This window comes from Pedobacter sp. L105, from assembly GCF_009765875.1.
Taxonomy (GTDB): Bacteria; Bacteroidota; Bacteroidia; order Sphingobacteriales; family Sphingobacteriaceae; genus Pedobacter.
The window spans coordinates 299404-325590 of the sequence record NZ_LMUP01000009.1 but is presented as its reverse complement, the minus strand read 5'-3'; the positions used below and the strand labels follow the sequence as shown (position 1 = coordinate 325590).

The following is a 26187-nucleotide window of genomic DNA, read 5'->3' as shown; positions in this document are numbered from 1 at the left end:
TATAGTACCAAAATATTTTTCTACCCAGGCCAGTGTTTGTTTCGAATCAATATCACCGCCAATAGTTAAGGTAGCATTGTTAGGACCATACCAGCGCAGAAAAAAGCGTTTCAAGTCATTCACATCAACTTTATTAAGGTCTTCAATATATCCGATAGTTAACCAGGAATATGGGTGCCCGTATGGATAGAGGGCTTTGGAAACTGCCTCGTCAGCTAAGCCGTATGGCCGGTTATCATAATTCTGTCCCCTTTCGTTCTTAACTGTTGAACGCTGAATCTCAAATTTTTGCTGCGTAACAGCATTCATTAGAAAACCCATACGATCAGATTCCAGCCATAACATTTTCTCTAATTGGTTGTTTGGTACAGTCTCATAATAAGTAGTTCGGTCCTCACTGGTAGTCCCATTCAGCGATCCGCCTGCTTCGGTTATAATTTTGAAATGGTCACCACTTTTCACATGGTCAGAACCTTCGAACATCATGTGTTCAAAAAAATGCGCGAAACCTGATTTGCCGATCTCTTCACGGGCAGAACCTACATGGTACATGACATCTACATGAACAATCGGATCAGAGTGATCTTCGGCTAAAATCACTGTTAGTCCATTCGATAAAATATATTTCTGAAAAGGTATGGCCAGTGCATCCCCATTCTTTACAACCTTTTGTACCAGTTTGACCTGTTGCGCTCCGGCATCATAAGCAGAAGTGCCAAAAAGTAACAAGACTAGTATTTTAATTAACTTTTTATTGACTAATAACATGCGTGATCTGATTTAAATCGATATTTGTAATTGTTTAAGAAAAGCCCTGTATTAAAACAGGGCGGTTTCAAAATCATCCTATTTACCCAGTAATTCTTTCAATTTGCTGACCAAATCATTTCCACGCAGGTTCCTGGCAACTATTTTACCATCAGGACCTACCAGGAAATTTTGAGGGATTGCATGGACCGCATACAATTGTGCGGCTTCATTTTTAAAGCCCTTAAAGTCAGACACCTGTGTCCAGGTTAAACGATCATCATGAATTGCTTTTAACCATTTAGCCTCTGCGCCAGCCAGATCGAGTGATACGCCTAAAACGGTGAAGTTTTTATCTTTATAAATACCAAATTCTTTAAGCAGGTTAGGATTCTCAGCCCTGCAGGGGCCACACCAGCTTGCCCAAAAATCAACCAGTACGTATTTACCTTTGAAGTCATGCAGTGCTACCGGCTTGCCCGCAGTATCGGCCATTGTAAAATCAGGAGCAATGGCACCTATCGCGGTTGTTTTCATTTTTTTGATGCTTTCGGCATACTCCGTTCCCATTTTTGTTGTGCGCACGCGGGCCGAAAGTGAATTAAAAACAGGTTCAACTTCGGCTACATCGGGCATGGCACCTCCAACATTTTTTAGCGCCACCAAGCTTATCAACGAATTAGGATTAACTTTTATAAAAGAGAAATAAACAGCTTTTCGCTCTTTTTCAATCGAATCACTTCTTTTTCTGATATGATCAACAAATGCGGCTGATTTTCGTTGTTCATCTGTCGCAGCTTCATAATCTTTATTCAGTGCCAGCGTTTCTGCGTTCACCTGTCTAAGCGCAATCTTAAGCCTGGCATTATCGGCGTTTACAGGCCCCGCAGTAATTTTGGCATTATCAATGGAATCGGGACTAACTACCGAGATATTTCCGGGTTCTAAATAAAGGTCGATGTATCTCATGTCCTTTGAATGAATTCCATTACCTGATCTGCTGATTACCAAAAAAGCACTTTTCGGCTGATCAAACGTTCCACTAAAAGTGAAAGAGCCATCGTTGATCATGGTTGAATCTATCTGCCTGCCCGCCTCATTATTATACTCTAAGTAAGCCTTTGCCGGCGCTGATAGTTGTCCCACTTTTCCGTTAAGTGTGTAATGGTCTGTTTGCGCCATTACTAACGATGGCATTATAATGGCTAAAAGTGCTCCTAAAAGGAATTTAATATTTTTCATTTTTGTATTTAATTATGATTAATCATGTGCATTTAATTTGATCATCATGAACAGCCGATGCCCAGGCTAATCATTAAATTGAATGCCTTTTAATTTGCGCACGTAAAACAAAAGGATATGGATAAAATCAGCCTATATTGATCATTGCATAAAAATTATTTTTATCTGATTTTTAATACCCTTGATTTTGAACCAAATTATTATTGGCTAGTATCTCGGAATAGTTAATGGGATACCATTGTTTATAACTACTCCAGGAACCGCCTTTTTGCGCACAGACAGTGCTCATTACCGCATCTACCGTTCCTGTACGCTTCAGGTCAAACCATCGGTGGCCTTCTGTGAAGAGTTCTATTTGTCTTTCATGAAGTATAGCTGACAATAATAAGGCTTGAGTTGATGCCGTAGTATTGGATAAACCGGCCCGGTTGCGAATGACATTCAAATCCTGCTGCGAAGCTGGAATATTACTCAAGTTGGCTTCCGCCTCTGCTTTTATTAAATATTGTTCAGCTAATCGAAACATAACAGCATTTTCAGTAGCCGGTGAGCTGCCTAATCCTTTTTTATATTTACTAGGGAAATAATAAGTATTTGCACCCACTACCACGCTGCTAACCCAATTTGTCATGCGCAGGTCTCCGTTTTCAAACGCATTTAAAACATATTTACTTAGGTAAACGGGATAAGTCCCTGATGTATTTGGCCCCGTGGCAGAAAGGTAAAATATCTCCCCCTCGCCGGTATTGGCAGTGGGGTTGGTTCTCACTGGTTGAAGAGACCAGATTGTCTCGCTGCTATTGGCAAGGAAAACACTATTTAAAGGAACAAGATTAAAAAGTGAGCTTCCAATCACCTTTGAAGATTCAGTAACGGCATTGCTGTAATTACTTTGGTCTCCGGTAAGGTTACCGTTATATAAATAAGTTCTTGCCAGCAGTGCTGCAGCAGCCCAGTAAGTTGGCCTCACTCTCGCAGTTGTAGTATTAATTAAAGTGCCGTCCGGGAAGTTTTTGCTCAATAAGCTTTCAGCCTGCGTGAGATCATTGATAATCTGTTGATAAACTTTAATTTTAGGAGATCGAGCCAGCGTAGTGTTCACTTTGTAATCACTGGTGGTAGCAAGCGATGCATCTCCATAAAAATTGACAAGATTGAAATAAAAATAGGCCCGCATAAAATATGCCTCTCCCAGTAGCTGTGATTTTACAGCGGTGGTAAGGGTTGTCGAAGAATTTAAGCCTTCGATCGCAACGTTACAATTATTGATTAATTGATAGTTACTTTGCCAGTAATCTAAGCCTACCCCTGTATTAGTTGGTATCAAAGAATTTTTGTAAAAAAGATTATAGCTAACATCATTTGCATCATACAACGTTAACTCATCAGCCGATAATGCAGGATATAAATACGTTGTCGCCGGTCCGGAAAAAGCCTGGTCACCATCACTTAATGCTGCATAAATCTGCGTTAAAACTGCTATGGCAGTGGCATTAGTAGTAAAAACGTTGGAATTGTTAATGGAAGTGGACGGCGGTGGCACCGTTATAAACTTTTTACAACCCTGAACTAAGATTGTAAAGGACGCTAGCAGACCTAGATATAGGCATAACTGGTATCTGTAAATAATTTTATATGTTTTTTTCATTTGAATATAATTGTCTTTTATCGGTTATGAAGCTATCATCAGCGTATTCATTACGGTTTGTAAGCTGTATGCTGATGATGGTTTCATTAGTTTAAAGCTTTATGATATGATTATAAACCTAATTGAATACCAGCAGTCATTACTCTAAGTGGCGGCAATGAACTGTCGCTGCCAGTCTCAGGATCTAACCCAGGATATTTAGTAAACGTCAATAAATTTTGTCCCTGAAGATAGATACGAGCGCTTTTCAACGCGAACTTTCTTATAAACGCATCCGACATTCTCCAGGATAGCGTGACATTCTTTAAGCGAACATAAGAACCGTTAACATATGATGCATCACTATAGGCAGCAGCATTCCATTGGTCAAAGTTGCTCTGGTTTGCAGAAAATTGTTGAAAAGGTACCCGCTGACCTGCAGCAGTCCATGCATTTAAAACGCTAACGGGTTGATTACCGTCAGAAAATCTGGAACTAAAATATCCTGGAGTTGAACCAAACGCCAATTGATTAAGCTCCGTTAAATGTTTGTATTCAAGAAAAATGCTAAGCTCTAAATTTTTATAGGTAAACGTATTTTTAAATCCTCCGTAAAATTTGGGATCGGTGTTAATTATTTGATTTTGATCAACAGGACTTTGAGGATTTTCATTTACTGTACCATCGGCAGCATAAAACTGGTAATTCCCATCTTTTGGGTTAACACCTGCAAAACGATAGGCTTTAACAATATTAATTGACTGTCCAATCACAAACTGGTTCGCGAAAGGCGAACTTGACAAACCCGGAAATGAAATCAGTTTGTTATGCGGTAAAGTAATATTGAATGATGAAGTCCATTTAAAATACTTCGATTTAATATTAACCGAATTGGCTTCGAATTCTAAACCAGTATTTTGAACCTCTGCAGGTAAGTTAACAGATATTGTATTGAAGCCCGTTACGTAGCTAAGTGGTTCACCTAGTAACTCATTTGATGATCGGTTCCGAAACCATGTGCCGTTAACAATAATCCTGTCATTCAAAAAACCCATTGCTAATCCTACATCAAACTTTTTTGTGAGTTCCCATTGCAAATATGAATTTGATAATCCGTTTGGCGTTAATCCGGTTATGGATTGATATGGATTAGCATAACTTAAGGGTTTAAATGTTGATAGAAATGTATAATCTCCTATCTGGTCGTTTCCGGTTGTACCATAACTTGCTGTCACCTTACCATAACTTAAAAACGGAAGTAAATCCTGAACCAATTTTTCCCTGGTAAATATCCATCCCGCACCGACAGATCCAAAATCATGGAATTCATTTTCAGATCCAAATCTGCTGCTGCCATCACGACGGACACTCAAATTCAGGAGGTACTCGTCATTTAGATTATATGTGGCACGGGCAAATCCGGCCATATAACGGTACACTGCGGAAGCGGCTTGAGTTCCCGTTATACTAGTTGCCGCGCTAATCGTAGATAGTAACAACTTACTGGAAAAACCACTTGCCCGGTATTGCTCCGCATTGGAATTGTTTTGTTGTGCTGTACCTCCAAGCAGAAAGCTGATTTTACCTTTACCTAAAGCATGGGTATAGGTAAGCTGCGGCTCAACAATCCAGGTATTGGAATTATTGTATCCAAAGTTTGAAGACAGAATATATGTTTTTTGCCTTTCCGGAGCCGCAACTGTTTCAGGAAAATCTTTAAACTCATCGGTTTGTGTAAGTGTGTATCCAAAAGTGCTTTTAAGATCTAATCCCGGTAATAACTGATAACTAAGCATGGCGTTAGTGACTAAATTATTTGTCTTAGCCTTATAAGCTGATGTTAATGCCGCCAGAGGGTTTTGCCAGGAAGAATTCCCATTAGCGTCTGGCGCCCAGTTCAAGCTCCCATCCGGTTTATAAAGTGATGGTGAATTCGGAGCCAGGTTCAAAGCAACCGAAGTGAGATCACCGGTAGGTAGCTGATTATCATCAAATAAATAGCTGCCCGATAGTTGGAATTTGAACTTATTGTTAGGGGAACTGGTATTTAAATTAAAATGAAGTGACCCTTTTGTATCTGAAAAATCACCTGGAACGACAGTGGTTTCCCTATGGTAGTTAACGCCCACCAAAAATTGCGTGTTTGCGCTTCCCCCTGATATAGTTCCCTGCATATCTGTATAAACCGCTGTGTTACCTAACAAAACATCTTGCCAGTTGGTATAGCTGTTTTTATCGTAAAGCCCATTCACATCATAATCGGTTTTTCCCGGGGTTGAGCCGTCATTGGCAAATGCCTGTGTCCGCATCTGCAAATATTGCTTTGTATTTAATAAGTCCCGGCGTTCAGACATTTCGCCCACCCCGTTTTGTAAATTAAAGTTCACTACTGTTTCGCCCGCTTTTCCCTTTTTAGTAGTGATTAAAATTGCGCCGTTTGCAGCTCGTGACCCGTATATAGATGTTGCATCTGCATCCTTTAAAACCGAAATGCTTTCTATATCCTGTGGATTTATATAATTGAAAGGTGAAACAGTTTTACCTTCACCATACAGCGTGTTTAAGCTTGCAACTGGTTGTGACGAATACGGTACCCCATCAATCACATATAGGGGTTCGTTGCCATTTGATATACTATTTTGACCTTGTATACGAACAGAAACCCCAGTACCCGCCCAACCTGAACCCTGGCTAACCAGTAATCCAGGTACGGCACCTTCCAAAGCAAGAAGCGGGTTTGATACTGGTTGGTCGGCTATTGTTTTAGCTGTAATTGAACTGATGTTCCCTGTGCTTAAACGCTCCGTGGTTTGCCCGTAAGCCACAATTTGAACAGCATCCAACGGATTACTGGCTACTTTGAGATGTATGATCCCCATCTGTTCCTGCAATTTCAATTCCTGTTTTTCATAACCGATAAATGAAATAACCAGGGTGGCGTTAGGATCTACATTTTTTAGATTGAAAAATCCTTTTGCGTCGGAGAGCGTCAAATTTCCTGTACCTATAACAAATACCGAAGCACCGGCAACTGACTGATCATGTTCATCGACAATTCTACCGCTCACGTCTATATTGGTAAAAGCATCTTTAATCTTATCAATAAACGATGCCTGTTTCTTTGAAACAAAAATGGTTTTATCTTTTATTTCATAATTTAAAGACAATCCATTAAAGCATTTATCTAATGTTTCCTTCAACGTAGCATCATTGACCTGTACAGTGACTTTAATGTCACGAACGTCTTTAAGATCATAAAAGAACGTACAGCCGGTTTCTTTTTTTATCTTTTCAAAAACGGTTTCCAACGGTGCATTTTTCGCAGAAAGCTTAACCTGGCTGAAGCCAGCTGCACTTGCCTGGACAAGGGCTATGATCAACATGAGTGTTGTTAGCTTCATAACCAACAAAAATTTATAGAGGTAACGCCATACGCTTTTAGGCATAGCGATGCTTATCGCATTAAAATTCATTATATTTGAATTGTTTGGGTTAATAGTAAACTTGCCTTCCAATAAGTTTTATTTGCCGGCCGTTAAAACGGGCAGCAAATGGGTTAGCCCAACGTTTGCCGGAAAATGCTTCGAACCATTTTCCGGCTTCTTTTCGCTAACCTTTCCGATTAACGCTTTTATCGTAAATATTTCTTCATAAGTTTTTGTTTGGGGTTAAATATTAGGGTTAATTATGATTTTATTTTTCGCTGCTCTTGCTAACTATTATATTTTTTCCGTCTATTTTAAATTTCAAACCATATCGGCTTAATGCATCAAACACTTCAGAAGCCTTTACATTCCGAGACATTTCTCCAGCAAATTCGTAATCAGGTATTTCTCCCTGATAAGAGACGTCAACATCATACCAGCGTGAAAACTGTCGCATAACGGTTTTCAAGTCTACCCCGGTAAAATGAAAGAGGTTATTTTTCCAGGCTGTAGCTTCGTCAATATTCCCGGATTTTATCATTAGGGCATTGTTTATCAAATCTGCTTCCTGACCTGGTTTTAAGATGTTTGTCTGATCATTAAAAACTATAGCAATGCTGCCCTGCACTAAAGTAGTTCTCACTATGGGTTCATCATCGTAAGCGTTAATATTGAACTCTGTTCCAATGTCACGGATAGTTTGGCCCTTTACCTGAACTACAAATGGCTGGCGATCATTATGTACTACTTTAAAATAAGCCTGACCTGTTATTTTTACTTTTCTTTCTTTACCATTAAAAGCAACCGGATAGGTGATAGAAGATGCCGCGTCTAAAGTAACTTCGGTACCATCAGCTAAAATAAGCGGAAATTGCTCTTTCCTTTTTGTAGTTAAGGTATTATATGCGATGATAGGATCGTTGGCACCGGCATAAGTTATCGCGCCGTTGTTAATTTGTATTTGTGTCTGTCCCTGCACCGCCAACTTACCGGCCATATTTTTTGTCAGCACAATCTGTTGCCCATTGGCTAAAGTGAGCGTGGCTTTATTACTTCCAGGCGCAATTTCATGAATTTGATTTTGCACGGTTAATTGCGGAGTAACTAGTTTGTGCATTAAAAAATATCCGCCAGCAGACAACATTAATAAAACAGATGCAGCAACAGCTATACGCGGCCAAAGTGTATAATTTTTTTGCAGTTTTTTTTTGTTGACGTCCAATCCGATCCAAATGGCATTCAATCGATTGGTTATATCAGTTTCATTTACTTTGACCGTTTCGATCTGGCTCAATTTTAAGTACCATGTATCCAGAATAGCCTGTTCTTCATCCGTTAACTGGCCAGTTTGCTGTTTCTGTATAAGATCTTTTATTTGTTCTGTATCCATATTGCATAAGAGTGATAAAATATCGCTCCTTTATTGCACTACGGCTGAGAAGTGGGTTGGGTGTAGATGATTTTACAATTTATTTGTATAAAGTTAACATGCCCGCTTTTGATGGTATAAATACCGGCGTAAACAAGTTAAAGGATAGCCAGAAAAGAATTTATTTTGAGCCTTAAAACCTGAAGCGCATTATGAACCTGTGTCTTCACGGTCTTATCAGAAATATTTAGTTCCCTGCCTATTTCTTTATGGGACAGATTGGCAAACCTGCTCATTTCAAAAACTTCCCGCATTTTTGGAGGTAATAAATCCAAACCCGCCTCAATAGCGGCGATTAATTCCTTTTCCCGTATTTTCTCATCTGTAACCCATTCGCCCCGATCGATCACCTCCGCTAATTTTTCAATATAACCCGCCCGTATTTTCTGATGCGCAAAAATATCGAATATGCGGTTTTTCACGGCCCGATAAAGATAGGCCCTTAAAGGAATGTCTAAATTAAAATCTTTCGATTTGTTCCACAATGAAGTATATAGTTCATGTATAACATCCTGGGCCTCATCTTCATCTTTCAATAATTTCAAAGCATGAATATATAAAACACCCTTATAACGATGGTAGATTTCTGTAAACGCGGTATGATTGCCCTCTTTCAGTAAAGAGGCCAATTCATAATCCGAATGTTTACTATATGCAGTCATGACGGGTAATTCATTCCTATAAAGTTATGGAAATAAAACCCCAATTTACATTATTTCAGTAACAAAGCTTTCGCGGTCGCGTCGAACTTTTTTCAAGTTCACTGCCCAATCCCCTTCGTCCGCCCGATAACCAAGTGGAAGAAGGACAACACTACGTAGATTCTTCGATTTCAAATCAAGGATATCGTCGAGCGCTACGGGATCAAATCCTTCCATCGGCGTAGCGTCAACCTCTTCAAAAGCCGCAGCAATCAAAGCTATACCCAAACCAATATAAGCTTGTCTCGCGGCCACCTCGTAGTTACCATGCGTTCCTCTTTCGCCAACTATACCCAGCAACATCTCGCGGTAATTTTCCCACCCCTCGTTTTTAAAACCTCTTACCTCATTAGTAAGGTCAAACATCATATTAACGCGGTCACTTGTGATGTCGTCCCAAGCTGCAAATACCAGCAGGTGCGAACAATCTGTAATTTGCGTTTGATTCCAGGCCACGGCCCGAATCTTTGCCCGGATAGCTGCATTGCTCACTACAAACAACTCGAAGGGTTGGAGCCCGCTTGTTGTAGGTGCCAGTCGCACAGCTTCAATAATACGTTCGAGCTTTTCGGCAAGCACGCTTTTCGTTGCATCGAACTTTTTGGTAGCATAACGCCATGCTAATCTTTCATTTACAGTATACATAATTCTTTTGTTTATCGGACAAAATTACGCCAGCCGTTAAAGAACGAACGTTAACAAAAGATAAGAAAAAAGGGGAAGCATTTATTTCAGGTTTGAAAGATCCGCTTGCGAATGCGCGAAAGCGATACCGGTGTGATGCCTAAATAATTTGCCAGAAAATGCTGCGGTATGTGCTGCAAAATGCGCGGGTTGTTCTTTAAAAGCGCAGCATAACGCTCCTCGGGATTTTGTGTCACAAAAGCCTGTACCCTATCTTCGTAACAACAAATCAATTGTTCGGCTATAAGCCTCCCAAAACGCTCCATTTTATAAGCAGTAACCGGATGATCTAAAAGCTGCCGTAAAGCAATATGACTTAGGGTGATCAATAAAGAATCTTCTAATACCTGTATAGAGGATAAGCCTGGCTCCTGCTTTAAAAAGCTTTTGTAAGAACAGATAAACTCTTTATCCAGACAGAAGTAACCGGTTTTTTCTTCACCATTTATAACATGGTAAAGACGTACAGAACCGGAAAGGATAAATCCCAGTTCTTTGCAAACTTCTCCCACCCTGGTAAAATGATCTTTTTTATGAAGTGCCTTAATATTTAAATGTTTCGCAAACACATTCCATTCTTCATCATTGAAAATGACCATTTTATTCATTTGCTGCCTAAAATCTGGCAGGTGCTTTTCTATTAACGTCTCCATAACCTGTATATAAAAAATCTGTAGCCTGTGTAAGCAGTACCAAAATCTAAGTAGCTACCCGAAACAGATTCTGGGCTTCTGATTATTTTCTACTGTGAGTAACGTTTAAAAATTAGTCTGGCAAAACTAATCTTAATGATTTTGTAATGCAGTCATATATCAGTCAGGATTGGTCATGAAAAATAGACATAGTCCAGAATTTTAGAATAGTCTCCAAAACAAATTTGACCGCCTTATGCAGAATTAAATATATTACTTGTTAATAAAGATTTAGATCTATCTCAATTGAAAGATTGCCTAAACGCCAAAGGTGAAAATCCTGTTTTCGCTTTGAACAAACGGCTGAATGATTGTGGATGTTCAAAGCCCAACGCATAGGAAATTTCACTTACCGATAGGTCAGTAGTCGAGATTTTTTCCTTAGCCTTTTCAATCATCTTGTCCTGGATATGCTGCTGTGTATTACGCCCTGTTAAAACTTTTAACAAGTTGCTTAAGTAATTAGGCGATATATTCAATTTTTCGGCTACGTATTGAACACTTGGCAATCCATTTGTTAAAAGGTTATTACTATTAAAATAGCTTGCTAACAGATTTTCAAGTCGGTTAAGCATTTGATGATTTTCGATTTTCCGCGTAAGAAATTGGCGATGATAGAAACGGTCTGCGTAGTTTAGTAATGTTTCGACCATCGAAATGATAATATCCTGACTGAATTTATCCATGTTGGCATTATATTCCATTTGAATATTTTGCATCATGCCAATAATGATAGCTTCTTCTTTTTCAGTTAATGCTAATGCCTCATTAACCGAATAATCAAAGTATTCATACTTTTTCATCCGCATAGCCAGCGGAGTGTTCCATAAAAAGTCAGGATGAATATAAAGTCCCCATCCCGACATCTTATTTTTTTTTGTTTCTTCTAAGCTGCTGGTCAATGAGCCAAAAACCTGCCCAGGGGCAATAAAGTACATCACACCACCCTGTACGTCATACTCCTGCTGACCATATTTAAAGTTGACGCTGCAATTCCGCTTCAGCGTAATCGTATAAAAGCCGAGAATCCGGCTTGCAGGTATATTTTCCTGATTTCGATTTACTTCCTCAAGATTAATTACACTGATTAAAGGATATTCCGGCTTGCCTAAGCCCAATGAGTGATGAAACTCACTAATGGTTTTAATCCGGTGTGGTTCTGTGACTGGCATGGTACAATATAATTATTGTTGGTGATAAACAGCAGCGAATTCTTTTGCAAATTCTTTGAGGCTCACTTTTCCTAATATTGGCTTATTTTGGTTGTAATGTTTGTAAAAACTACCGTTATGAATACTAGCATTCATTTGTACAAATTCATGGGCAACGCTATCGTTCATCCCATGCGCTTTTAATCCGGCAAGCTGCTGCTCATCACTAACTGTGATCCAATTCAAATCAGGCTTCCCAATAGCATTACCTAAGATACCGGCAACCTCGTCACACGTCAGTTCATCGCTTGCCACGTATCGAATTTTCCTGCCCTCTGCATGAGATTCAAGTTCCTCGGCAATAGCATCAGCAATATCAATATTGGAAACGAAAACTGCAATGTCGTTTCCCCCATAATTTGCAGCCATAATATTCTGATTTTTTATAGGGTTTACATAGCCTAAAAAGTTTTTATAAAAGCCACCAGCACGAATAAAAGAAATATTTACGTTGACGGGCAGTGTATTCAACGTATTTTCTCCGTGGTGATGAATGACGATAAGACCTGCGCCTTTCTCCATATCTGCGGCAATGCTGCTCAAATAAACTACACGTTTTACTCCTGATCTTTTAATCGCTTGCACATAGTTATTGGCGACTATATCTGCAAGTGCTACTATCGCATTAGCACTGTTATTCGGGTCGCCAAGATTACCATATGGAGCCAGCATACAATAGACCGCATCCGCTCCTGTAAAAGTACCAGTCAAAAAATCAAGGTCTTCCATTGTGCCGATGGCAGCTTTTGCGCCCATTGCTTCGATAAGCATCTTTTTTTCAGGATTGCTGCTGATAACAGTTATCAAATGTCCTTTTTTTACCAAATTTTTTATAAGTGGGGTGCTGATGTAGCCTAATGACCCTGTTACTGTAATTTTCATAATTATATTTTTGTAACACAAAGTTCATACGTTAGCATAGAAACAATATAACAGAATCTAAGATACCTTTAACAAAATCTATGGATCTCTCCTACTCAAATTTCCACTTACCAAATAAACCATTCCGAGGAAACCAATTATGCCGTACTTAAGATGACCAGATTTACCCAAATTATATAACAATATGCTCAGTCGATATTAAAAAGCTGCAGCCCTGCATGTCAAGGAATTTCTCTTGATCCGGTCTGATCAATTCCATATAATCTTTAGAACCAAAAACTTTTTCGATGGAATCTGCATTGTCAAACCAGATTTCTGTGATACCATCAAATTCGGGAAGTGGCAGCCCCGGTATCGACACCGGTAACGAATGGCATTGTACGTAACGGCGAACATATTGCTTTACCTCTGGTAGCGATGCAAACAAAGCCGCGTAATTATTTTTATGACAAGAAACGAAGTCTGGTATGGCTTATATTTATAACCAATAATTAATCAAAAAGTCAACCTTAAGATTTTTCATCGTACACAGGTCATAAAGTTCTGCGGCTTTACCCGGGATTGACAGATCCATAGCCAAATCGTAAACAACTATCCCGTATTGCTGCTCAAACTCCTTTTTGATTTCTTGAATCCGTTCTTTCTTTCTCGCAACCAGTATCAGGTTGATGCCGTCTTTGGCAAAAAGTTTCGCAATCTCATAACCTATTCCCCCCGAAGCTCCGGTGACAAGCGCTACTTTTCCTTTGTAACTTTTCATAAAAATTTATTTTTATTTATTGTCCAAAGCTAGGCACTTAGCGGAAGCGGTATCGTTGACTTCGGTTAAGAAACTTATCTGTTAAGGAGCCGCTTGCGCAACCTACTCAATGATTCGGGCTTAACACCCAGGTAAGAAGACACGTGAAACTGAGATATTTGATTAAACAGTTCCGGACGGGTAGATAAAAGATATTCGTAACGCTGCTGCGGCGACATAAATTGGAACATTTCTACACGTTCGTTCAACTGCAAATAAACCCGCTCTGACACAAGGCGACCGAATGTTCCCCAAGCTGGAGACGTTGCGTAAAGCTTTTGCACTTCTTTGAAAGAAAATGTTAAAACCTCTGAATCCTCCATAGCCTGCCAGTAATAGCGCGAAGGCGTCTGCGTAAGAAAACTTTGAAAATCGACTATAAAGTTATCCGCTTCTGTGAACCGGTTATTGATTTCGTTGCCTTCCATGTCAACATAAAACATGCGCAAGAACCCCTTAGTAACAAAACAAATATTTCTGCACACGTCACCTTGTTCCAATAGATTGCTTTTCTTTTTTACCGATACCACAATTCCTGGTGATAACAGATCAAGATCTTCCTGTGACATGGGCGAGATCGCAATTATAACAGCTTTAAGTCTTTCCATAGACGACGTTTGTTCGTTTCTGCTAAGGTGATTAAACTTGTAGGTAACCAATAATAAATTAGGCGTAGGTTTTTTCAAGTACGAACTTAATGGCATCTTTTATTCGCTTAATACCCTCGGTCGTTTTTAGGTCTATCTCACAAAACAAGGCATCAGTAGATTTTGCATGAAGTACCAGATAATAAATTCCGGCTACCATCAGTGCTGACACTGCCCTCAAATCAACTTCTATTTCTTTATCATTGAGTTCTTTATCCGATAATGCGAAAAAAACTTGACTTAGCAACTCTCTTTCTTCGCATATCTCTTTCATGATATTTGTACTTTCACTAATTTGCCAAAGCACTATTTTTTGCATCTCCTTATTATTATAAAAATAATCAAGTTGGCTGGTCAAAAGGCATTCTAATATTGGCCTGGTGTTATTAACCTGATTTTCACTGATCATTTTTGCAGCATCACCGGAAGCGGCAACCCAATAATCTTTTCTTCTTACATAGGTTTCAATCAGTTCTTCAACCGAATTGAAATGAACAGTGATCAATCGCCTACTTAAACCGGCGGTTTTGGCAATGTTAGTAGCGGTCAAGCCGGTATATCCTTTCGTTTCGATGACTACACCAACAGCATCGATCAGACTTTGCATCGATCGTTCTTTATCATTTTGAACACCTTGATAACGTTTTCTATTCATAATACAAACAATTCTTGGTATAAATGTATAACGCCTATTCCATTTTAGCAATTTTCAAACCCTGATTCACATAGTCAAAGGCATTTTAGGCCCTATCTAGATGCCCACGAGTATGCGTAGCCATCAAGCTTGTTCTTATTCTGGCATCTTTTCTTGATACACCCGGGTATACAATAGCATTGCTACCAAGTACACCAATCCCATGTGCATCGTCAACCATCAAAAACGCCCCATATTGCTTTGTCAAATTATAAATTTCATACATTCGGGCAAGGTTGCCATCTTGCGAATATACGCCATCAATAACCAGAATACGAGTGGTAAACCTGTCCTAAAAATCTGTAACAGTCCGTTCCAGGTAAATAAGACTATTGTGCGGAAACCGTTTAATGTTTGTATCACTCAAACCTTCGAATACACTTGCATGTACGGCCATATCGACGATAGCGCAATCGCTTTGTTTTAATAAAGCCAACAGAGAAGCGCTGTTAGCGGTATAACCCGTGGTATATAAAAAAGTAGCGATATCTCGCTACTTATGTCTTTTTTAATAGAAAAATTAAAGTGTATTTGGAATACGGCAGCAATTAGGTGGATTAGGATTCCCATTGTTTAATTGTGTTTGAAAACTTGATCGCTCCTGAGCAGTCATTATTGTACCATCTGTTTTATAAACAGTTTGATCTAATTCGGCATAAGTATCAGAGCGCGCTATATAAGGTATATAAAATGTATTGCCCCAAGCTTTATCTAATGAGGTCAACACTTGACCTTGTGACCAAGTAGAATTATCTGATTTCTTACTTAGTACAGGAATGTTGGGATTAACCGCAAAATCAAACGATCCATAAACCATGACAGAATTAAAATCAAAGCTGCCAATAGCATAATAATTGGTAGTAATTTTCTGGAAGTTATGTTGATTATCAGGGTCCACATTACTTAGATTTACATTAATTATATTGTCCCTGTCATAGCGTGATTGCTCGTGGAATAATCCGATAGCGTGACCAATTTCGTGTATGGCAACATAAACTGGTTGGTACTGAGCCAATTCAAGGATTTGTCTACCTGCTGTAGCTCCACTACCTTGCTGTGGCTGACGGCCTACCGGCGATCTGTTTACTGTAGAATTGGTAAACTCAATATATGGATAGGGGAAACCGTAAGTTGGATCTTGGGTCGGTTGGTTAGTGGCATTATAAAAACGAACATTAGAATTGGCCTGCCAATTTAACATCGCTTGTTGTGCAATATATTGTCTATCTGATGTTAAATCATTAGCATATCGGAATCTAACCATAGCCCAAAGATTATAAGATGTCGGATAAACACCAAATGCTCTCGGAATTACAGTATTGTTTTCGCCAGCCTCTACAGGAATATTCAATACTGGATTAACTGTTTTTTCGGGGCCCAAATAGCTTGGTTTTTCACTGAAAAAGCTTCCTTTTTCATCCAAATCCTTTAATTGAGCTGGCGATAAAGATATGTCACCTAACCAAAAGAATTTGTCGCCTTCTTTTTTTACAACAATTCCGGATTTTAATGTTACAAAACCATCTGCTGCCCGTAGTGGATCTGGCTGTGTGTGATTAAGCTGGTCATCGTTAGCATTATCGCTTTTTTTACAAGCACTAACGGTAAAGAGGATTACAGCAACGAAAAAGAGTGATAATCGTTTCATTATACAAAATTTAATTATTTAAAATTATGGTTTAAAAATATGTTGATTGTTGAGAGCATTAGAACGTAGAATTAATATTCTAAGATAACACAATTTTCCCACACTAGGGATAATTATATATTGTAACAAAACTAATACAATTGATATTAGTCCATATAGCCTTAAAGGTGACCACTTGTTTCGTGGCACACTGGCCATTCTGATATTTCGATCAGCTTTTTCTCGCCTAGTTTTGGGAATAATTTTTCAATTTCTGCATCAAATAAAGACTCCTGGGAGCATACCTGCAATTCGGGAAGAACTACAATCCCTTCGCTATTTTGGAGGGATTATGGCATTTTTTTAACGTGCTGATACCTGCGAATGGATTTCGATCTTTAGGAAGGTCTGAATTGGAGGTAAATCCGGCATTAAGATGGATTAAAAGAGAAGTCCTTAGAAAATAAAAAAACCGGAATCGATGTGTTCGATTCCGGTTATTACACCGTGCCGGAGTCAAACCGCTAACAGATGATTAGCCTTACTCGCTGCAAACCACCCGTTATGTTTACGCAGGCCTATCCTTTACAGACCCCGAGTATCAGAAAAGCAGATATGCCGGTGAAAGTAGTGAACAAGGATTGAGAATTATTCTCAGATAAAAACCTTAGTTAAGATTGATATTAATATTTTGAATTCCGGTAGCTGTAGCATAAACCTTAATTTCTTTTTGCTTTTTACCATTTATAGTAAAAGAAGATACATGATCGCCTTTACCTGTGATTGTGATATTCAGCGTAGTATTCCTGTATTTCAATTCATTTATAGTTAGTGAATGAACATCATCTGGCAAAAATGGAGTTATAGATAAGTAATCCGGTTCAAACTTTAATCCAACCACACCGGTCAATACCATATTTAAATAAGCCGTAGCTGACCAGGTCTGGTTTTTCAAAGACTCCCAATGAAATTCATTTGCTGTTGCTTTGCGCTGCCAGCCGCCGTCAGGTAGTCCTGTATCAGCGTTGTATATCTCTCTAAAATTATAATTGCCTTTGTCTTCGTCGAGCGCCAGGTGGGTAAGGTTATCCAGTTCCGCAGTGAACACAGCGTAGTTTTTAGTAGCTATAGCGGCCTTAGCGAAAAAACCATTAACAATTGGCCAAATCACCCTATTGTGCCTCCCAGGCTTTTCGGCACTATATCGTTCGAAATCAGGAGTAATAGAGGGAATCCCATGTGATGAGGTCGTGGCGTGACTCACGATCCCTGCAGCCTGGCGTGTATCAACAATACCAAACAATATCGCAAACGAAACACCCAAAGCTTCCTGCGATTGATCAATTTTCCCTTTACTATCAATTAAATAATAGAATTTATTCTCCTTTTCGTTGTATAGATATTTTAAGATCTGGGTCTTCAACGCCATTGCTTTTTGATTAAAAGCATCTTTTTGACCATCATTTAAAATAGCGCTCATCTCTGCAAGTGCTTTATAGGCTTCAAAGTAAACAGCATTGGTACTGAGGCATTTTATGGTATGTGATCTTGGATGGTCAAGCACAAAAGAGGAGTTGTTTAAACTATCATATACCGATGCGGGGTAACCTGCAATTCCGTCGTTGAATACAGATGGCCCCATAAACAAGCCATATTTCTCATCGTAAGTGAAATGCTCCAGGTCTTTCATCGTGTTTTTAGCACATCGATAAGCCGACACTAAAAAAGCCTTATCGCCTGTTACTTTATAATGGTTCATGGCAGCAATCGTCCATATGTTTTTGTCCCAGTACTGATGCCCTACCGAATCTTTCTTGATTGTCACGCTCCACAAAGAGTTTTCCGCTACCTGAGGTCTTAATAAGCTCGCGCAGTTCCAGGAGTTGATCGCAATATCCCTTACCCATTCGCCACCATAATCGCCACCAGCCGCTAATACACCACGTCTTACGTTGATATCAACAGTATTGACAGCCAGGTTAAAAGCGTCAACCAGTGACGGGTTATCCGACTTTATCTTTTGGGCACTTACTGAAAATGGTTTGGATACTACTAAAAGGAATAAACCTATAAAAATGTATTTTATGAAATGGAGAGGATTTTCGCGGTGTTTATTGATCATTGGTTTGGCCATTTGAGGTTGCTTTATTACAAGTACAAATAATTATAATGGCGGCGAAACTATCAATATTTTTCCAAAAAAATACAAACGATTGTGAATTAAATACCAAGGTATACCACATTTGTTTTTCGATAAAAGAGCATAATGATGCTGCCAAACTAAAGATCGGGACAGATTCATCCTCAATAAATTTTATTTCATTTGCCAGGGCTTATACTCATCTGCATATTCCCTTCGGTCACAAACTTTGTTTCCCACTCTTCCAGCAAAGAAAAAATAGGTAAAAGCGCTATCCCCTTTTCTGTAAGTCTATATTCCACCCGTGTGGGTAATTCCTTAAATTCTTGCCGGGTAAGTAATCCATCTGCTACCATTTCCTTTAACTGGTCTGTAAGTACTTTTCTTGATATGACACGAATGCGTGCCGCGATCTCACCAAAACGTAAAGAGCGGTTTTTGATCACAATAATAATTACTGGTTTCCACTTATTACCAAGTGCTGCAATGGCATTCGCTAACGGACATCTACACCTGTTGAGTTTAGCTTGTTTCATGCTACTAATCTGTTACTAATAACCGTTACTATAAAGTAACCAGTATTTTTTAATATCTGTTACAAAAGTAAACCAATAATACTTCCTTTGTATAACAATAAAGAAAAATAACATTTTAAGATGAATACAGAGTCATTGTTCCGTCCGTTCTACTACAAGACTCTTCAATTGAAAAATAGAGTTGTTATGGCCCCAATGACAAGGGCACAATCTCCCGGTGGGATTCCGACACAGCAGGTAGTGGATTATTATGCCAGGAGAGCGGCTTCCGAAGTTGGACTAATTTTATCTGAAGGTACTGTCATTAACAGGCCAGCTTCTAAAAACATGATTGATGTACCAGATTTTTACGGTACCGAGGCGTTACAGGGCTGGAAAAGAGTGATAGACTCTGTGCACCAAAACGACGGCAAGATGGGGCCTCAGATATGGCATGTAGGTGATACCAGAAGGGACGAGAAATATCCGGCTGTTCCAATGGAATCTGTATCAACTATGACCTTAAATGATATTGAAAATACTATTCAGCAATTTGCGGCTTCAGCAAAAGCGGCGCAAGAATTAGGATTCGATTGCGTTGAACTTCACGGTGCACATGGTTACCTGATTGATCAGTTCTTTTGGGAAGTTACGAACACAAGGACAGATGAGTACGGGGGTAAAACGTTGAAGGATAGAACTAAATTTGCGGTTGATGTGATCAGGGCAGTCAGGGCCGCAGTTGGTGATGAATTCACTGTCATTATCCGTTTGTCACAATGGAAACAACAGGATTTAGCCAGCAGAATTGCAGTTACGCCGGCAGCGATGGAAGATTGGTTGTTACCGATGAAAGATGCTGGAGTAGATATTTTTCATTGTTCGCAACGCCGGTTTTGGGAGCCTGAATTTGATGGCAGCGATCTGAACTTTGCCGGATGGGCTAAGAAGATAACAGGTCAACCCACAATTACGGTCGGATCAGTTGGTCTTAAAGGCGATGTTATCGGAGCCCTTGCAGCCGGAGAGAATAGCGAAAAAGCCGATCTTACCGAGCTAATACGCAGACTTGAAAGGCAAGACTTTGACTTGGTTGCGGTTGGACGTGCCCTGCTTAATGATTATCAATGGCTGAAAAAAATAAAGGAAGGAAAATTAGGTGAATTAAAGGATTTTTCTGCATCCAGTATCGGCACTTTATTTTAGGAAACGTGGTTCGTTAAAAAACAATTCCCGAAATATAATTCTATTTGTTACAGTTTTGCCGAAGTCCAACGAAATTTGCAATTGTACATAGCACATTTAAACAAATTCAGTAAATCTTAAAATTATACAAACTGCGCTGTCCTTCGTTTTTCTGATAACAAAGTGAATATAAAAAATCGAAGGACAAGCCGTTCTAAAGTCTTTAGCTAAGATTTTACCATCTTTATAAATCAATTATATGCGTATCCGGTATATCATTGATAATTGATTCTCCAAACGCAGATGCCGGAGATTGGTAGCCTACCTATCTTTCTGTAAAGATTTCAAATTGAATGGTTAAAGTATTCTAAAACAATCGTTTTAGATAATTATCTATGTCATAAATAAGCCAGTTTAAGTTTCTAAGCTCTTCCAGTTTGATTTATTGTTTTAGATTTAATAAATCCAGTTAGCATAAATCGTCATTTTAAAAAGCTAAAGGCGGCTGGAAAGCAATTGAAAAACATAAGCAACGCTGATCAAACAATAAAAAACCTGGTCTAATGATACACAGCAATAGAAAAATAAATTTTGATAAAAATTAACACTGTTATTTTTGATTTAGACGGAACACTTGCAGATACCTTACCCCTATGCATTGCTGCCTTCAAAAAAAGTATTGAACCCTTATTAGGCAAAACTATAAGTGAACGTGAAATTATAGCCACCTTCGGTCCTTCAGAAGAAGGAACAATTAGGCAACTGGTTCCCGAGCATGAAGAAGAAGGTGTAAAATCATACCTGAAATATTATGCGGCATTACACCATACCTGTCCGCAGCCATTTGACGGCATAAAGGAGCTATTGCAATTTTTGGAGGATAAGGGAGTAAAACTGGCTATGGTGACCGGAAAAGGTGTTCATAGCACAGATATTTCACTGCAGCAATTTGGCCTGACCGAATATTTTACTATTCTGGAAACTGGTAAACCCGAAGGACCAGATAAGGTAAATGGGATCAAACGAGCCCTTAAGCGTTTAAACGCTGATGTAAACCAATGTATTTACGTTGGCGACGCACCAAGCGATATTGTGGCTGCTAAAGCAGCAGGAATTTCAATAGCAGCTGCTGCCTGGGCAAAAACAACCGACGATAAAGAACTCCTGCCATTACATCCAGACTGGATTTTTTATACAGTTGAGGAGTTCAAAAACTGGATCGCAGATTTAATCTAACATCTGCTTAAATTTAATACCATAGATCAAGATCGGAAAAGCTAAACTATGTCTATCTTGACCTCATTCATTATTAGAAAAAAAAAAAGAACATATGTCACGTATATTAAATATCATTTCGAGCCCAAGAGGCGAAGCATCTAACAGTATTAAATTGGCTAATGCCATCATTGACGAATTAAAAGAAAAAGATTCTGCAGCAGCCGTACATGTAAGAGATCTGACCAAAGGTCCTTTCCCTTACCTGGAAGAAGTACACCTGAATGCATTTTTCTCGCCTGTTGACAATCATACTGATGGAGATAAAGAAGCGATCCGTCATTCTAACGAAGCTGTTAAAGAAATTATGGACGCCGATGTGATTGTAATTGGCGCACCAATGTACAATTTTAGCATTCCTGCAGTATTGAAATCATGGTTTGACCATATCACACGCGCTGGGATCACCTTTAAATATACGGCTGAAGGTCCTCAAGGACTTGTTACTGGTAAAAAAGCTTATATAGCTGTTACTACTGGCGGTGTTTACAGTTCAGGAGATGCAGTGGCTTATGATTTCGTTACTCCTTACATCAAAACCATTTTAGGTTTTATCGGTATCACCGATGTAACTATTGTAAGAGCTGAAGGATTTGCAGTAGCAGATTTACAGGCAACTGCATTAGATAAAGCAATCGACAGTATCGTATTGTAGTTCTAACCTAAAAAAACGGGCTTTCTCAATCGAGGAAGCCCGTTTTTTTATAATTAATAACCTTCGGGAGCTTGTTCTTCCTTTAGGTCGTCCTTAATCCCTTTGACTTTATCCAGCCACTCAGGCGCCTGATCTTTTAGCGCTTCTAATTTTGTTCTGCCAAACTCATCCTGTTCAGTCAGAAATTTATAAGTACCATATACCGCAGCACTTATTACTAAAGTTTTGAATAATCCCATTTTTCTAAGTTTTATTGTACAAAATATTAACAGCTTGACGCTAAGAATGTTTTAAGCAACGTGTGCCTGGTGGATCAGCTCTTTGATATCCGATTTAGGCTTTTTTTGTCTGCCAGTAGTTACAGCCTCAGGTTCCTGCCCGGTTTCATCTGGCTGAACGTCATTAAATATCCTTTCAGCAATTGTTTTACGAACAGATTTCCCACTAAAAGGAGTAAACAATAAACTAAAAGCTGCCCCAATAGCCAGTCCCGCAATAATTCCTATAGCTACATTGGTATCCTGATTCGATTTTTGTGCGATAGCATTTGTCAATATGTTCTTGATTCTCATGATATTTAATTTTGAACTTTAACAAGCCTTATTGTTTTTTGTTTAAAGAATGATCAACTATTAAATGATCTCCAGCATTTTATTCTTACCCTAGCGCCTGCCTGTAAGATCAATCAGCATCATGACATCAACATCATCGATTATTCGAGCCATCGCATATTTCCTTCGTTGTTTAAGATTTAGAATGGCTTCAACAAATGGTTACTCTGCCCAATTTGCCAGCAGAACCTGTTACTAAAATTTTCATATCCATCAAAGATTAAAATACCTCAGTTACCATTAAAGAGAGGCAACTTTATCTTTCCATTTGCTTTTCGCTAAAAAAGCCTTATAATCCTGGATATGCAGCATGTCATAAATGGCCTGATTTTTATCCGCGCTCTGCTCGTAATAAGATCTACATATCTGATAACCGATCCAATATCCCTGATCTGGCAAGTTATCGGGAGTGGCCTGTTGTGAATTGGCAATCCAATTCCCATATCTGTTGTAGTACATATCTTTACTAAACTTGCTCCAGATCTGTTTTTCCTTACCTTTCGTCCAGGCATACAGCACCGGGTTGGCCGTGCGGCCGGTAATCAATTCTCCAATAAAATCAGCCATGCCTTCCACTATAACGTAATTCAAGGTTGTTGTATCGCGTTTCATGCTGTCCTGCTGGAAATGGATCAGTTCATGACCTACCAGATCAGGCAGCACATCAATATTATTGAGTCTTGTTCTCTTTTTAAAGCTAAGTTCATCAAGTGGTACTTTGTTATCCGAGGCTGCCTGATTGACACCTAATAACAGGCCCAGATCGGTTGACGTACCACCACTTGTAAAAGCGCCGATTATAAAGTACTCATTGGGGAACTGTGCTTCTCTATAAATAGACTTCAACTTTACATATGATGCTAAAAAATCAGGTTTATACTGATCTGTCATGAATGTGTTTTTCCGTATGGCAGCGTAAAACGCCGGCGCCGATCGGATATGCTGGACAAAGAAGTCGATGCTGCTCACCTTGGCGTCCATATATTCATTCATACCGTCAGTCGCCCGGTCAAAATAAAGCTTTTTAAAAATCTGCGTGAAATGTGCCGTGTCCTTCACTGCTTCATCGTAGGCTTCCCAGAAATGATGGATATCTGTTGTGATAAACCGTGCTTTTGCCGGGTCGTCATTTAGAACCTTTTTGCGTGTACGAACACTGTTTACCAAAGTACTCCACTGCGGCAAGCTGTGCAATGGCACCAGATCTTGATCTTTAAGAAGATTGACCTTATTGCCATAACCAGCTTGTATGGACTTCTTTAAAACCAGTATAGCTGAGTCGGCCATGCCCTGAAGGCTGATACAACAACCCATGTTGTAATAAGCAGTAGCTTTTTTACCCGGGAAATCGCTTCTTTCTGCAAGCGATGCATAGTATCTTCCGGCGAATTGATATTGTTTGGCCTTATAGAGACTATCAGCCTGGCGCTGCACTTCTGAGAGTGATAATTTTTCCTGGCAGAAGGCTGCGCTAAAATAGGAACTTAGAAATAGGCAAAGACAAAAGTTTGTTAGTAAGATTTTCTTCATAACTGAAATAAAGTTTCCACAATTAAGACGGGGAAATTATGAGGTTGTTACAGTGAAATCGACAAAATTTAAGTCCGTATTTATGGAAATAAGTACAAGAGCATTTTATAATTGATACAAGGTTAATGTATAAATCTGCCCCTGCCATACAAAATTGAACGCATTATTGACGATTTGACAATAATAAGCAGTACTTCGGATAGAAAAGCAAAATCTACTTTGATGCAATTCAGATTGATTGAATAGAATATATCTATTATTTAATAATACTTTGATCTAATATAAGCTGTCAGCACATATTGAAATTTCTTGGGTTTACGATCTAATAAATTTGAATATTACTCATTTCTATAAAAGTACAGATCATCAAATCATGGCTTGTACTTTTTTGCTAAACCATCACTTAAGAATTTGCGGAAAAAAATAACATGAAAGTAGTTCCAACATCTTGTACGCTCTCCATCGTAATCTGTCCCTTCATTAATTCAGTGTAACGTTTTACAATATTTAGCCCCAATCCTGTTCCCTGAATATTTCCAGTATTGTTAGCCCGAAAAAAGGCTTCAAATAAACGTTTTTGATCTGCCTCCGGAATACCTATACCATCATCCTTAACCTGAATATGACATTTTTCATCCTGAATATCAGTGGTCAACTCGATACATCCATCCTCACTAGAATATTTAATCGCATTAGAGATTAAATTCACCAAACAGTGTTTCAGTAACTTTTTATCTAGGTTTAACTTAGATCCTGTGCCAATATCCACATATTTGATACGTTGACCCGTTTTTTTGAGGATTTGCATTTCATTGATCACCTCTTCAGCAAGTACTTTCAGATCAAAATCGCTCCAAACGGGATCTATTTTACAGGAATCAATTTTCTCCACAGAAAGAAAATCATCCAAAATAGCCGTCAGATCTCCGACAGCCTTTTTTATCTTATCCAGATGCGCATTTATTTTCTGCTGATCGAGGCGTTCATGGTAATCTTTTATTAAAGATGCTGACAAATGGATTCTGGTTAGGAAGGTTCTAAATTCATGAGAGGCAATAGATACAAACCGGGATTTTGTCTGGTTCAACTCTTTTTCTTTTAGAAGAGTTATATCAGTTTCGATCTTAACTTTATCCTGCACTTCGATAATATTCTCTAAAAAATTGATCCTGTCTAATAACATTTCCTCTGATAAAGGAACATCATGACTGTTTACTATGTTGTAATTCATAATTTGCTAAAAATATTATAAGACCAGGCTTTTTATTGCTTTAAACAAAGACCTTACGATGCTGATTTGATATTAATGAACCATCCATAATATTGTTTCTTATTGATGAACGAATTTACCGTTAAGCAACAGGCGAAAAGGTGACGGAGATCAACAATTAAGGTGACCTTAATTCAGTTTTTTAACTTATCCGCTTTTAATAGTATTTCTATTAATCTGAATATATCCTTTTTAACCTGACGGTATTCTTTGGTTATGCTCATCATTATACATTCAATTACACCCTGCGATTCCTTTAATTCTTCTTTATTATCCAACAATGAATATTTGGCCAACAGACCAAGTTTGGTAAGCTGAAGACTAATCATCTGTTCGCACTCATATTCATCTTTATCCAGAACCATCAATAGCTTTCCGTACCTTTTTAATTCTTCAATGTAAGATTGATCACAAAGTTCCATAAAATGATCTTCCAGCAAACCGCGCAGGAAAGCCGTTTCCAATTTAAAGAATTCTAAATCTGAGGCCCAGTGTTCTGCCATAATATAATATTGCTGTGATATCACAGACATTTCGTTTACGATTTTCATTTTCCAAATGTTTTATACCAGTTTATAACAATGATGAGATGCTAATTT

26 protein-coding genes are annotated in these 26187 nt (G+C 38.8%); 3 read left to right on the top strand and 23 right to left on the bottom strand.

From position 1 onward, the window contains the following. From GSQ84_RS28100 to GSQ84_RS19695, 18 genes are all read right to left on the bottom strand, one after another. Positions 1-768: pitrilysin family protein (locus GSQ84_RS28100; protein WP_254070926.1), on the bottom strand; the 768-nt coding region annotated here is incomplete at its 3' end. 78 nt (positions 769-846) lie between these two features. Further along, positions 847-1989: a TlpA disulfide reductase family protein gene (locus GSQ84_RS19775; RefSeq protein WP_158799074.1), complete on the bottom strand. Its 1143-nt coding sequence runs from the start codon at positions 1987-1989 to the stop codon at positions 847-849. 172 nt (positions 1990-2161) lie between these two features. Next, positions 2162-3532: a RagB/SusD family nutrient uptake outer membrane protein gene (locus GSQ84_RS19770; protein ID WP_158799073.1), complete on the bottom strand. Its 1371-nt coding sequence runs from the start codon at positions 3530-3532 to the stop codon at positions 2162-2164. A gap of 215 nt (positions 3533-3747) precedes the next feature. After that, on the bottom strand, positions 3748-7017 hold the full coding sequence (locus GSQ84_RS19765; protein WP_158799072.1) for a SusC/RagA family TonB-linked outer membrane protein: 3270 nt from the start codon (positions 7015-7017) through the stop codon (positions 3748-3750). A gap of 292 nt (positions 7018-7309) precedes the next feature. Continuing rightward, positions 7310-8431, bottom strand: coding sequence for a FecR family protein (locus GSQ84_RS19760; RefSeq protein ID WP_158799071.1), 1122 nt, complete (start codon positions 8429-8431; stop codon positions 7310-7312). A gap of 137 nt (positions 8432-8568) precedes the next feature. Next, complete coding sequence (locus tag GSQ84_RS19755; RefSeq protein WP_158799070.1) at positions 8569-9132, bottom strand: RNA polymerase sigma factor; 564 nt, start codon at positions 9130-9132, stop codon at positions 8569-8571. 45 nt (positions 9133-9177) lie between these two features. Continuing rightward, entirely contained in the window at positions 9178-9816 is a 639-nt protein-coding gene (locus GSQ84_RS19750; RefSeq protein ID WP_158799069.1) for an NAD(P)H-dependent oxidoreductase, read from the bottom strand. A gap of 86 nt (positions 9817-9902) precedes the next feature. Beyond that, a complete protein-coding gene (locus GSQ84_RS19745) occupies positions 9903-10508 on the bottom strand; it encodes a Crp/Fnr family transcriptional regulator (RefSeq protein ID WP_158799068.1) in 606 nt (201 codons plus the stop codon). Between the two features lie 281 nt (positions 10509-10789). After that, a complete protein-coding gene (locus GSQ84_RS19740) occupies positions 10790-11719 on the bottom strand; it encodes an AraC family transcriptional regulator (RefSeq protein ID WP_158799067.1) in 930 nt (309 codons plus the stop codon). A gap of 12 nt (positions 11720-11731) precedes the next feature. Further along, positions 11732-12640, bottom strand: a complete 909-nt coding sequence (locus GSQ84_RS19735; protein ID WP_158799066.1) for an SDR family oxidoreductase — start codon at positions 12638-12640, stop codon at positions 11732-11734. A gap of 172 nt (positions 12641-12812) precedes the next feature. Then, complete coding sequence (locus GSQ84_RS19730) at positions 12813-13109, bottom strand: EthD domain-containing protein (protein ID WP_158799377.1); 297 nt, start codon at positions 13107-13109, stop codon at positions 12813-12815. A gap of 9 nt (positions 13110-13118) precedes the next feature. Beyond that, on the bottom strand, positions 13119-13400 hold the full coding sequence (locus GSQ84_RS19725; protein WP_158799065.1) for an SDR family oxidoreductase: 282 nt from the start codon (positions 13398-13400) through the stop codon (positions 13119-13121). Between the two features lie 74 nt (positions 13401-13474). Next, entirely contained in the window at positions 13475-14143 is a 669-nt protein-coding gene (locus GSQ84_RS19720) for a Crp/Fnr family transcriptional regulator (RefSeq protein WP_254070924.1), read from the bottom strand. Beyond that, positions 14106-14741, bottom strand: a complete 636-nt coding sequence (locus GSQ84_RS19715) for a TetR/AcrR family transcriptional regulator (protein WP_158799064.1) — start codon at positions 14739-14741, stop codon at positions 14106-14108. The genes GSQ84_RS19720 and GSQ84_RS19715 overlap by 38 nt, the downstream gene beginning before the upstream one ends. 85 nt (positions 14742-14826) lie before the next feature. Then, positions 14827-15051: an aminotransferase class I/II-fold pyridoxal phosphate-dependent enzyme gene (locus GSQ84_RS28435; RefSeq protein ID WP_371416418.1), complete on the bottom strand. Its 225-nt coding sequence runs from the start codon at positions 15049-15051 to the stop codon at positions 14827-14829. 249 nt (positions 15052-15300) lie between these two features. Then, positions 15301-16428: a M12 family metallopeptidase gene (locus GSQ84_RS19705; protein WP_158799063.1), complete on the bottom strand. Its 1128-nt coding sequence runs from the start codon at positions 16426-16428 to the stop codon at positions 15301-15303. A 646-nt stretch (positions 16429-17074) separates the two neighbouring features. Then, entirely contained in the window at positions 17075-18541 is a 1467-nt protein-coding gene (locus GSQ84_RS19700; protein WP_158799062.1) for a hypothetical protein, read from the bottom strand. A gap of 185 nt (positions 18542-18726) precedes the next feature. Continuing rightward, positions 18727-19083 carry a helix-turn-helix domain-containing protein gene (locus GSQ84_RS19695; protein WP_158799061.1) on the bottom strand — a complete coding sequence of 119 codons (357 nt, stop codon included), beginning with the start codon at positions 19081-19083 and terminating at the stop codon, positions 18727-18729. 120 nt (positions 19084-19203) lie between these two features. Here GSQ84_RS19695 and GSQ84_RS19690 point away from each other — a divergent pair, with 120 nt between their 5' ends. From GSQ84_RS19690 to GSQ84_RS19680, 3 genes are all read left to right on the top strand, one after another. After that, on the top strand, positions 19204-20268 hold the full coding sequence (locus GSQ84_RS19690; protein WP_158799060.1) for an NADH:flavin oxidoreductase: 1065 nt from the start codon (positions 19204-19206) through the stop codon (positions 20266-20268). A gap of 570 nt (positions 20269-20838) precedes the next feature. Then, positions 20839-21483 (top strand): HAD family hydrolase, encoded by a 645-nt coding sequence (locus GSQ84_RS19685; RefSeq protein ID WP_254070923.1) that lies wholly within the window; start codon positions 20839-20841, stop codon positions 21481-21483. A gap of 94 nt (positions 21484-21577) precedes the next feature. Further along, the gene (locus GSQ84_RS19680) at positions 21578-22177 is read left to right on the top strand and encodes an FMN-dependent NADH-azoreductase (RefSeq protein ID WP_158799059.1); all 600 of its coding nucleotides are present in this window, start codon (positions 21578-21580) and stop codon (positions 22175-22177) included. Between the two features lie 53 nt (positions 22178-22230). Here the strand turns inward: GSQ84_RS19680 and GSQ84_RS19675 are convergent, their stop codons facing one another. The 5 genes from GSQ84_RS19675 to GSQ84_RS19655 all read right to left on the bottom strand — a co-directional run bounded on the left by GSQ84_RS19675 (position 22231) and on the right by GSQ84_RS19655 (position 26139). Next, positions 22231-22416, bottom strand: a complete 186-nt coding sequence (locus GSQ84_RS19675) for a YtxH domain-containing protein (protein WP_158799058.1) — start codon at positions 22414-22416, stop codon at positions 22231-22233. Between the two features lie 51 nt (positions 22417-22467). Continuing rightward, entirely contained in the window at positions 22468-22749 is a 282-nt protein-coding gene (locus GSQ84_RS19670; protein ID WP_158799057.1) for a YtxH domain-containing protein, read from the bottom strand. 279 nt (positions 22750-23028) lie between these two features. Further along, positions 23029-24318, bottom strand: a complete 1290-nt coding sequence (locus tag GSQ84_RS19665; protein ID WP_158799056.1) for a DUF2268 domain-containing putative Zn-dependent protease — start codon at positions 24316-24318, stop codon at positions 23029-23031. 403 nt (positions 24319-24721) lie between these two features. Further along, positions 24722-25549, bottom strand: coding sequence for a sensor histidine kinase KdpD (locus GSQ84_RS19660; RefSeq protein WP_158799055.1), 828 nt, complete (start codon positions 25547-25549; stop codon positions 24722-24724). A gap of 173 nt (positions 25550-25722) precedes the next feature. Then, positions 25723-26139: a hypothetical protein gene (locus GSQ84_RS19655; protein WP_158799054.1), complete on the bottom strand. Its 417-nt coding sequence runs from the start codon at positions 26137-26139 to the stop codon at positions 25723-25725. Positions 26140-26187 lie beyond the last annotated feature (48 nt).

Coding starts and splice junctions, on each gene's coding strand:
- GSQ84_RS19705 (WP_158799063.1), bottom strand. CDS start 16,428: ATGAAACGATTATCACTCTTTTTCGTTGCTGTAATCCTCTTTACCGTT.
- GSQ84_RS19680 (WP_158799059.1), top strand. CDS start 21,578: ATGTCACGTATATTAAATATCATTTCGAGCCCAAGAGGCGAAGCATCT.
- GSQ84_RS19740 (WP_158799067.1), bottom strand. CDS start 11,719: ATGCCAGTCACAGAACCACACCGGATTAAAACCATTAGTGAGTTTCAT.
- GSQ84_RS19725 (WP_158799065.1), bottom strand. CDS start 13,400: ATGAAAAGTTACAAAGGAAAAGTAGCGCTTGTCACCGGAGCTTCGGGG.
- GSQ84_RS19715 (WP_158799064.1), bottom strand. CDS start 14,741: ATGAATAGAAAACGTTATCAAGGTGTTCAAAATGATAAAGAACGATCG.
- GSQ84_RS19665 (WP_158799056.1), bottom strand. CDS start 24,318: ATGAAGAAAATCTTACTAACAAACTTTTGTCTTTGCCTATTTCTAAGT.
- GSQ84_RS19700 (WP_158799062.1), bottom strand. CDS start 18,541: ATGGCCAAACCAATGATCAATAAACACCGCGAAAATCCTCTCCATTTC.
- GSQ84_RS19655 (WP_158799054.1), bottom strand. CDS start 26,139: ATGAAAATCGTAAACGAAATGTCTGTGATATCACAGCAATATTATATT.
- GSQ84_RS19775 (WP_158799074.1), bottom strand. CDS start 1,989: ATGAAAAATATTAAATTCCTTTTAGGAGCACTTTTAGCCATTATAATG.
- GSQ84_RS19675 (WP_158799058.1), bottom strand. CDS start 22,416: ATGGGATTATTCAAAACTTTAGTAATAAGTGCTGCGGTATATGGTACT.
- GSQ84_RS19660 (WP_158799055.1), bottom strand. CDS start 25,549: ATGAATTACAACATAGTAAACAGTCATGATGTTCCTTTATCAGAGGAA.
- GSQ84_RS19695 (WP_158799061.1), bottom strand. CDS start 19,083: ATGAAACAAGCTAAACTCAACAGGTGTAGATGTCCGTTAGCGAATGCC.
- GSQ84_RS19755 (WP_158799070.1), bottom strand. CDS start 9,132: ATGACTGCATATAGTAAACATTCGGATTATGAATTGGCCTCTTTACTG.
- GSQ84_RS19765 (WP_158799072.1), bottom strand. CDS start 7,017: ATGAAGCTAACAACACTCATGTTGATCATAGCCCTTGTCCAGGCAAGT.
- GSQ84_RS19720 (WP_254070924.1), bottom strand. CDS start 14,143: ATGCCATTAAGTTCGTACTTGAAAAAACCTACGCCTAATTTATTATTG.
- GSQ84_RS19745 (WP_158799068.1), bottom strand. CDS start 10,508: ATGGAGACGTTAATAGAAAAGCACCTGCCAGATTTTAGGCAGCAAATG.
- GSQ84_RS19670 (WP_158799057.1), bottom strand. CDS start 22,749: ATGAGAATCAAGAACATATTGACAAATGCTATCGCACAAAAATCGAAT.
- GSQ84_RS19750 (WP_158799069.1), bottom strand. CDS start 9,816: ATGTATACTGTAAATGAAAGATTAGCATGGCGTTATGCTACCAAAAAG.
- GSQ84_RS19760 (WP_158799071.1), bottom strand. CDS start 8,431: ATGGATACAGAACAAATAAAAGATCTTATACAGAAACAGCAAACTGGC.
- GSQ84_RS19690 (WP_158799060.1), top strand. CDS start 19,204: ATGAATACAGAGTCATTGTTCCGTCCGTTCTACTACAAGACTCTTCAA.
- GSQ84_RS19735 (WP_158799066.1), bottom strand. CDS start 12,640: ATGAAAATTACAGTAACAGGGTCATTAGGCTACATCAGCACCCCACTT.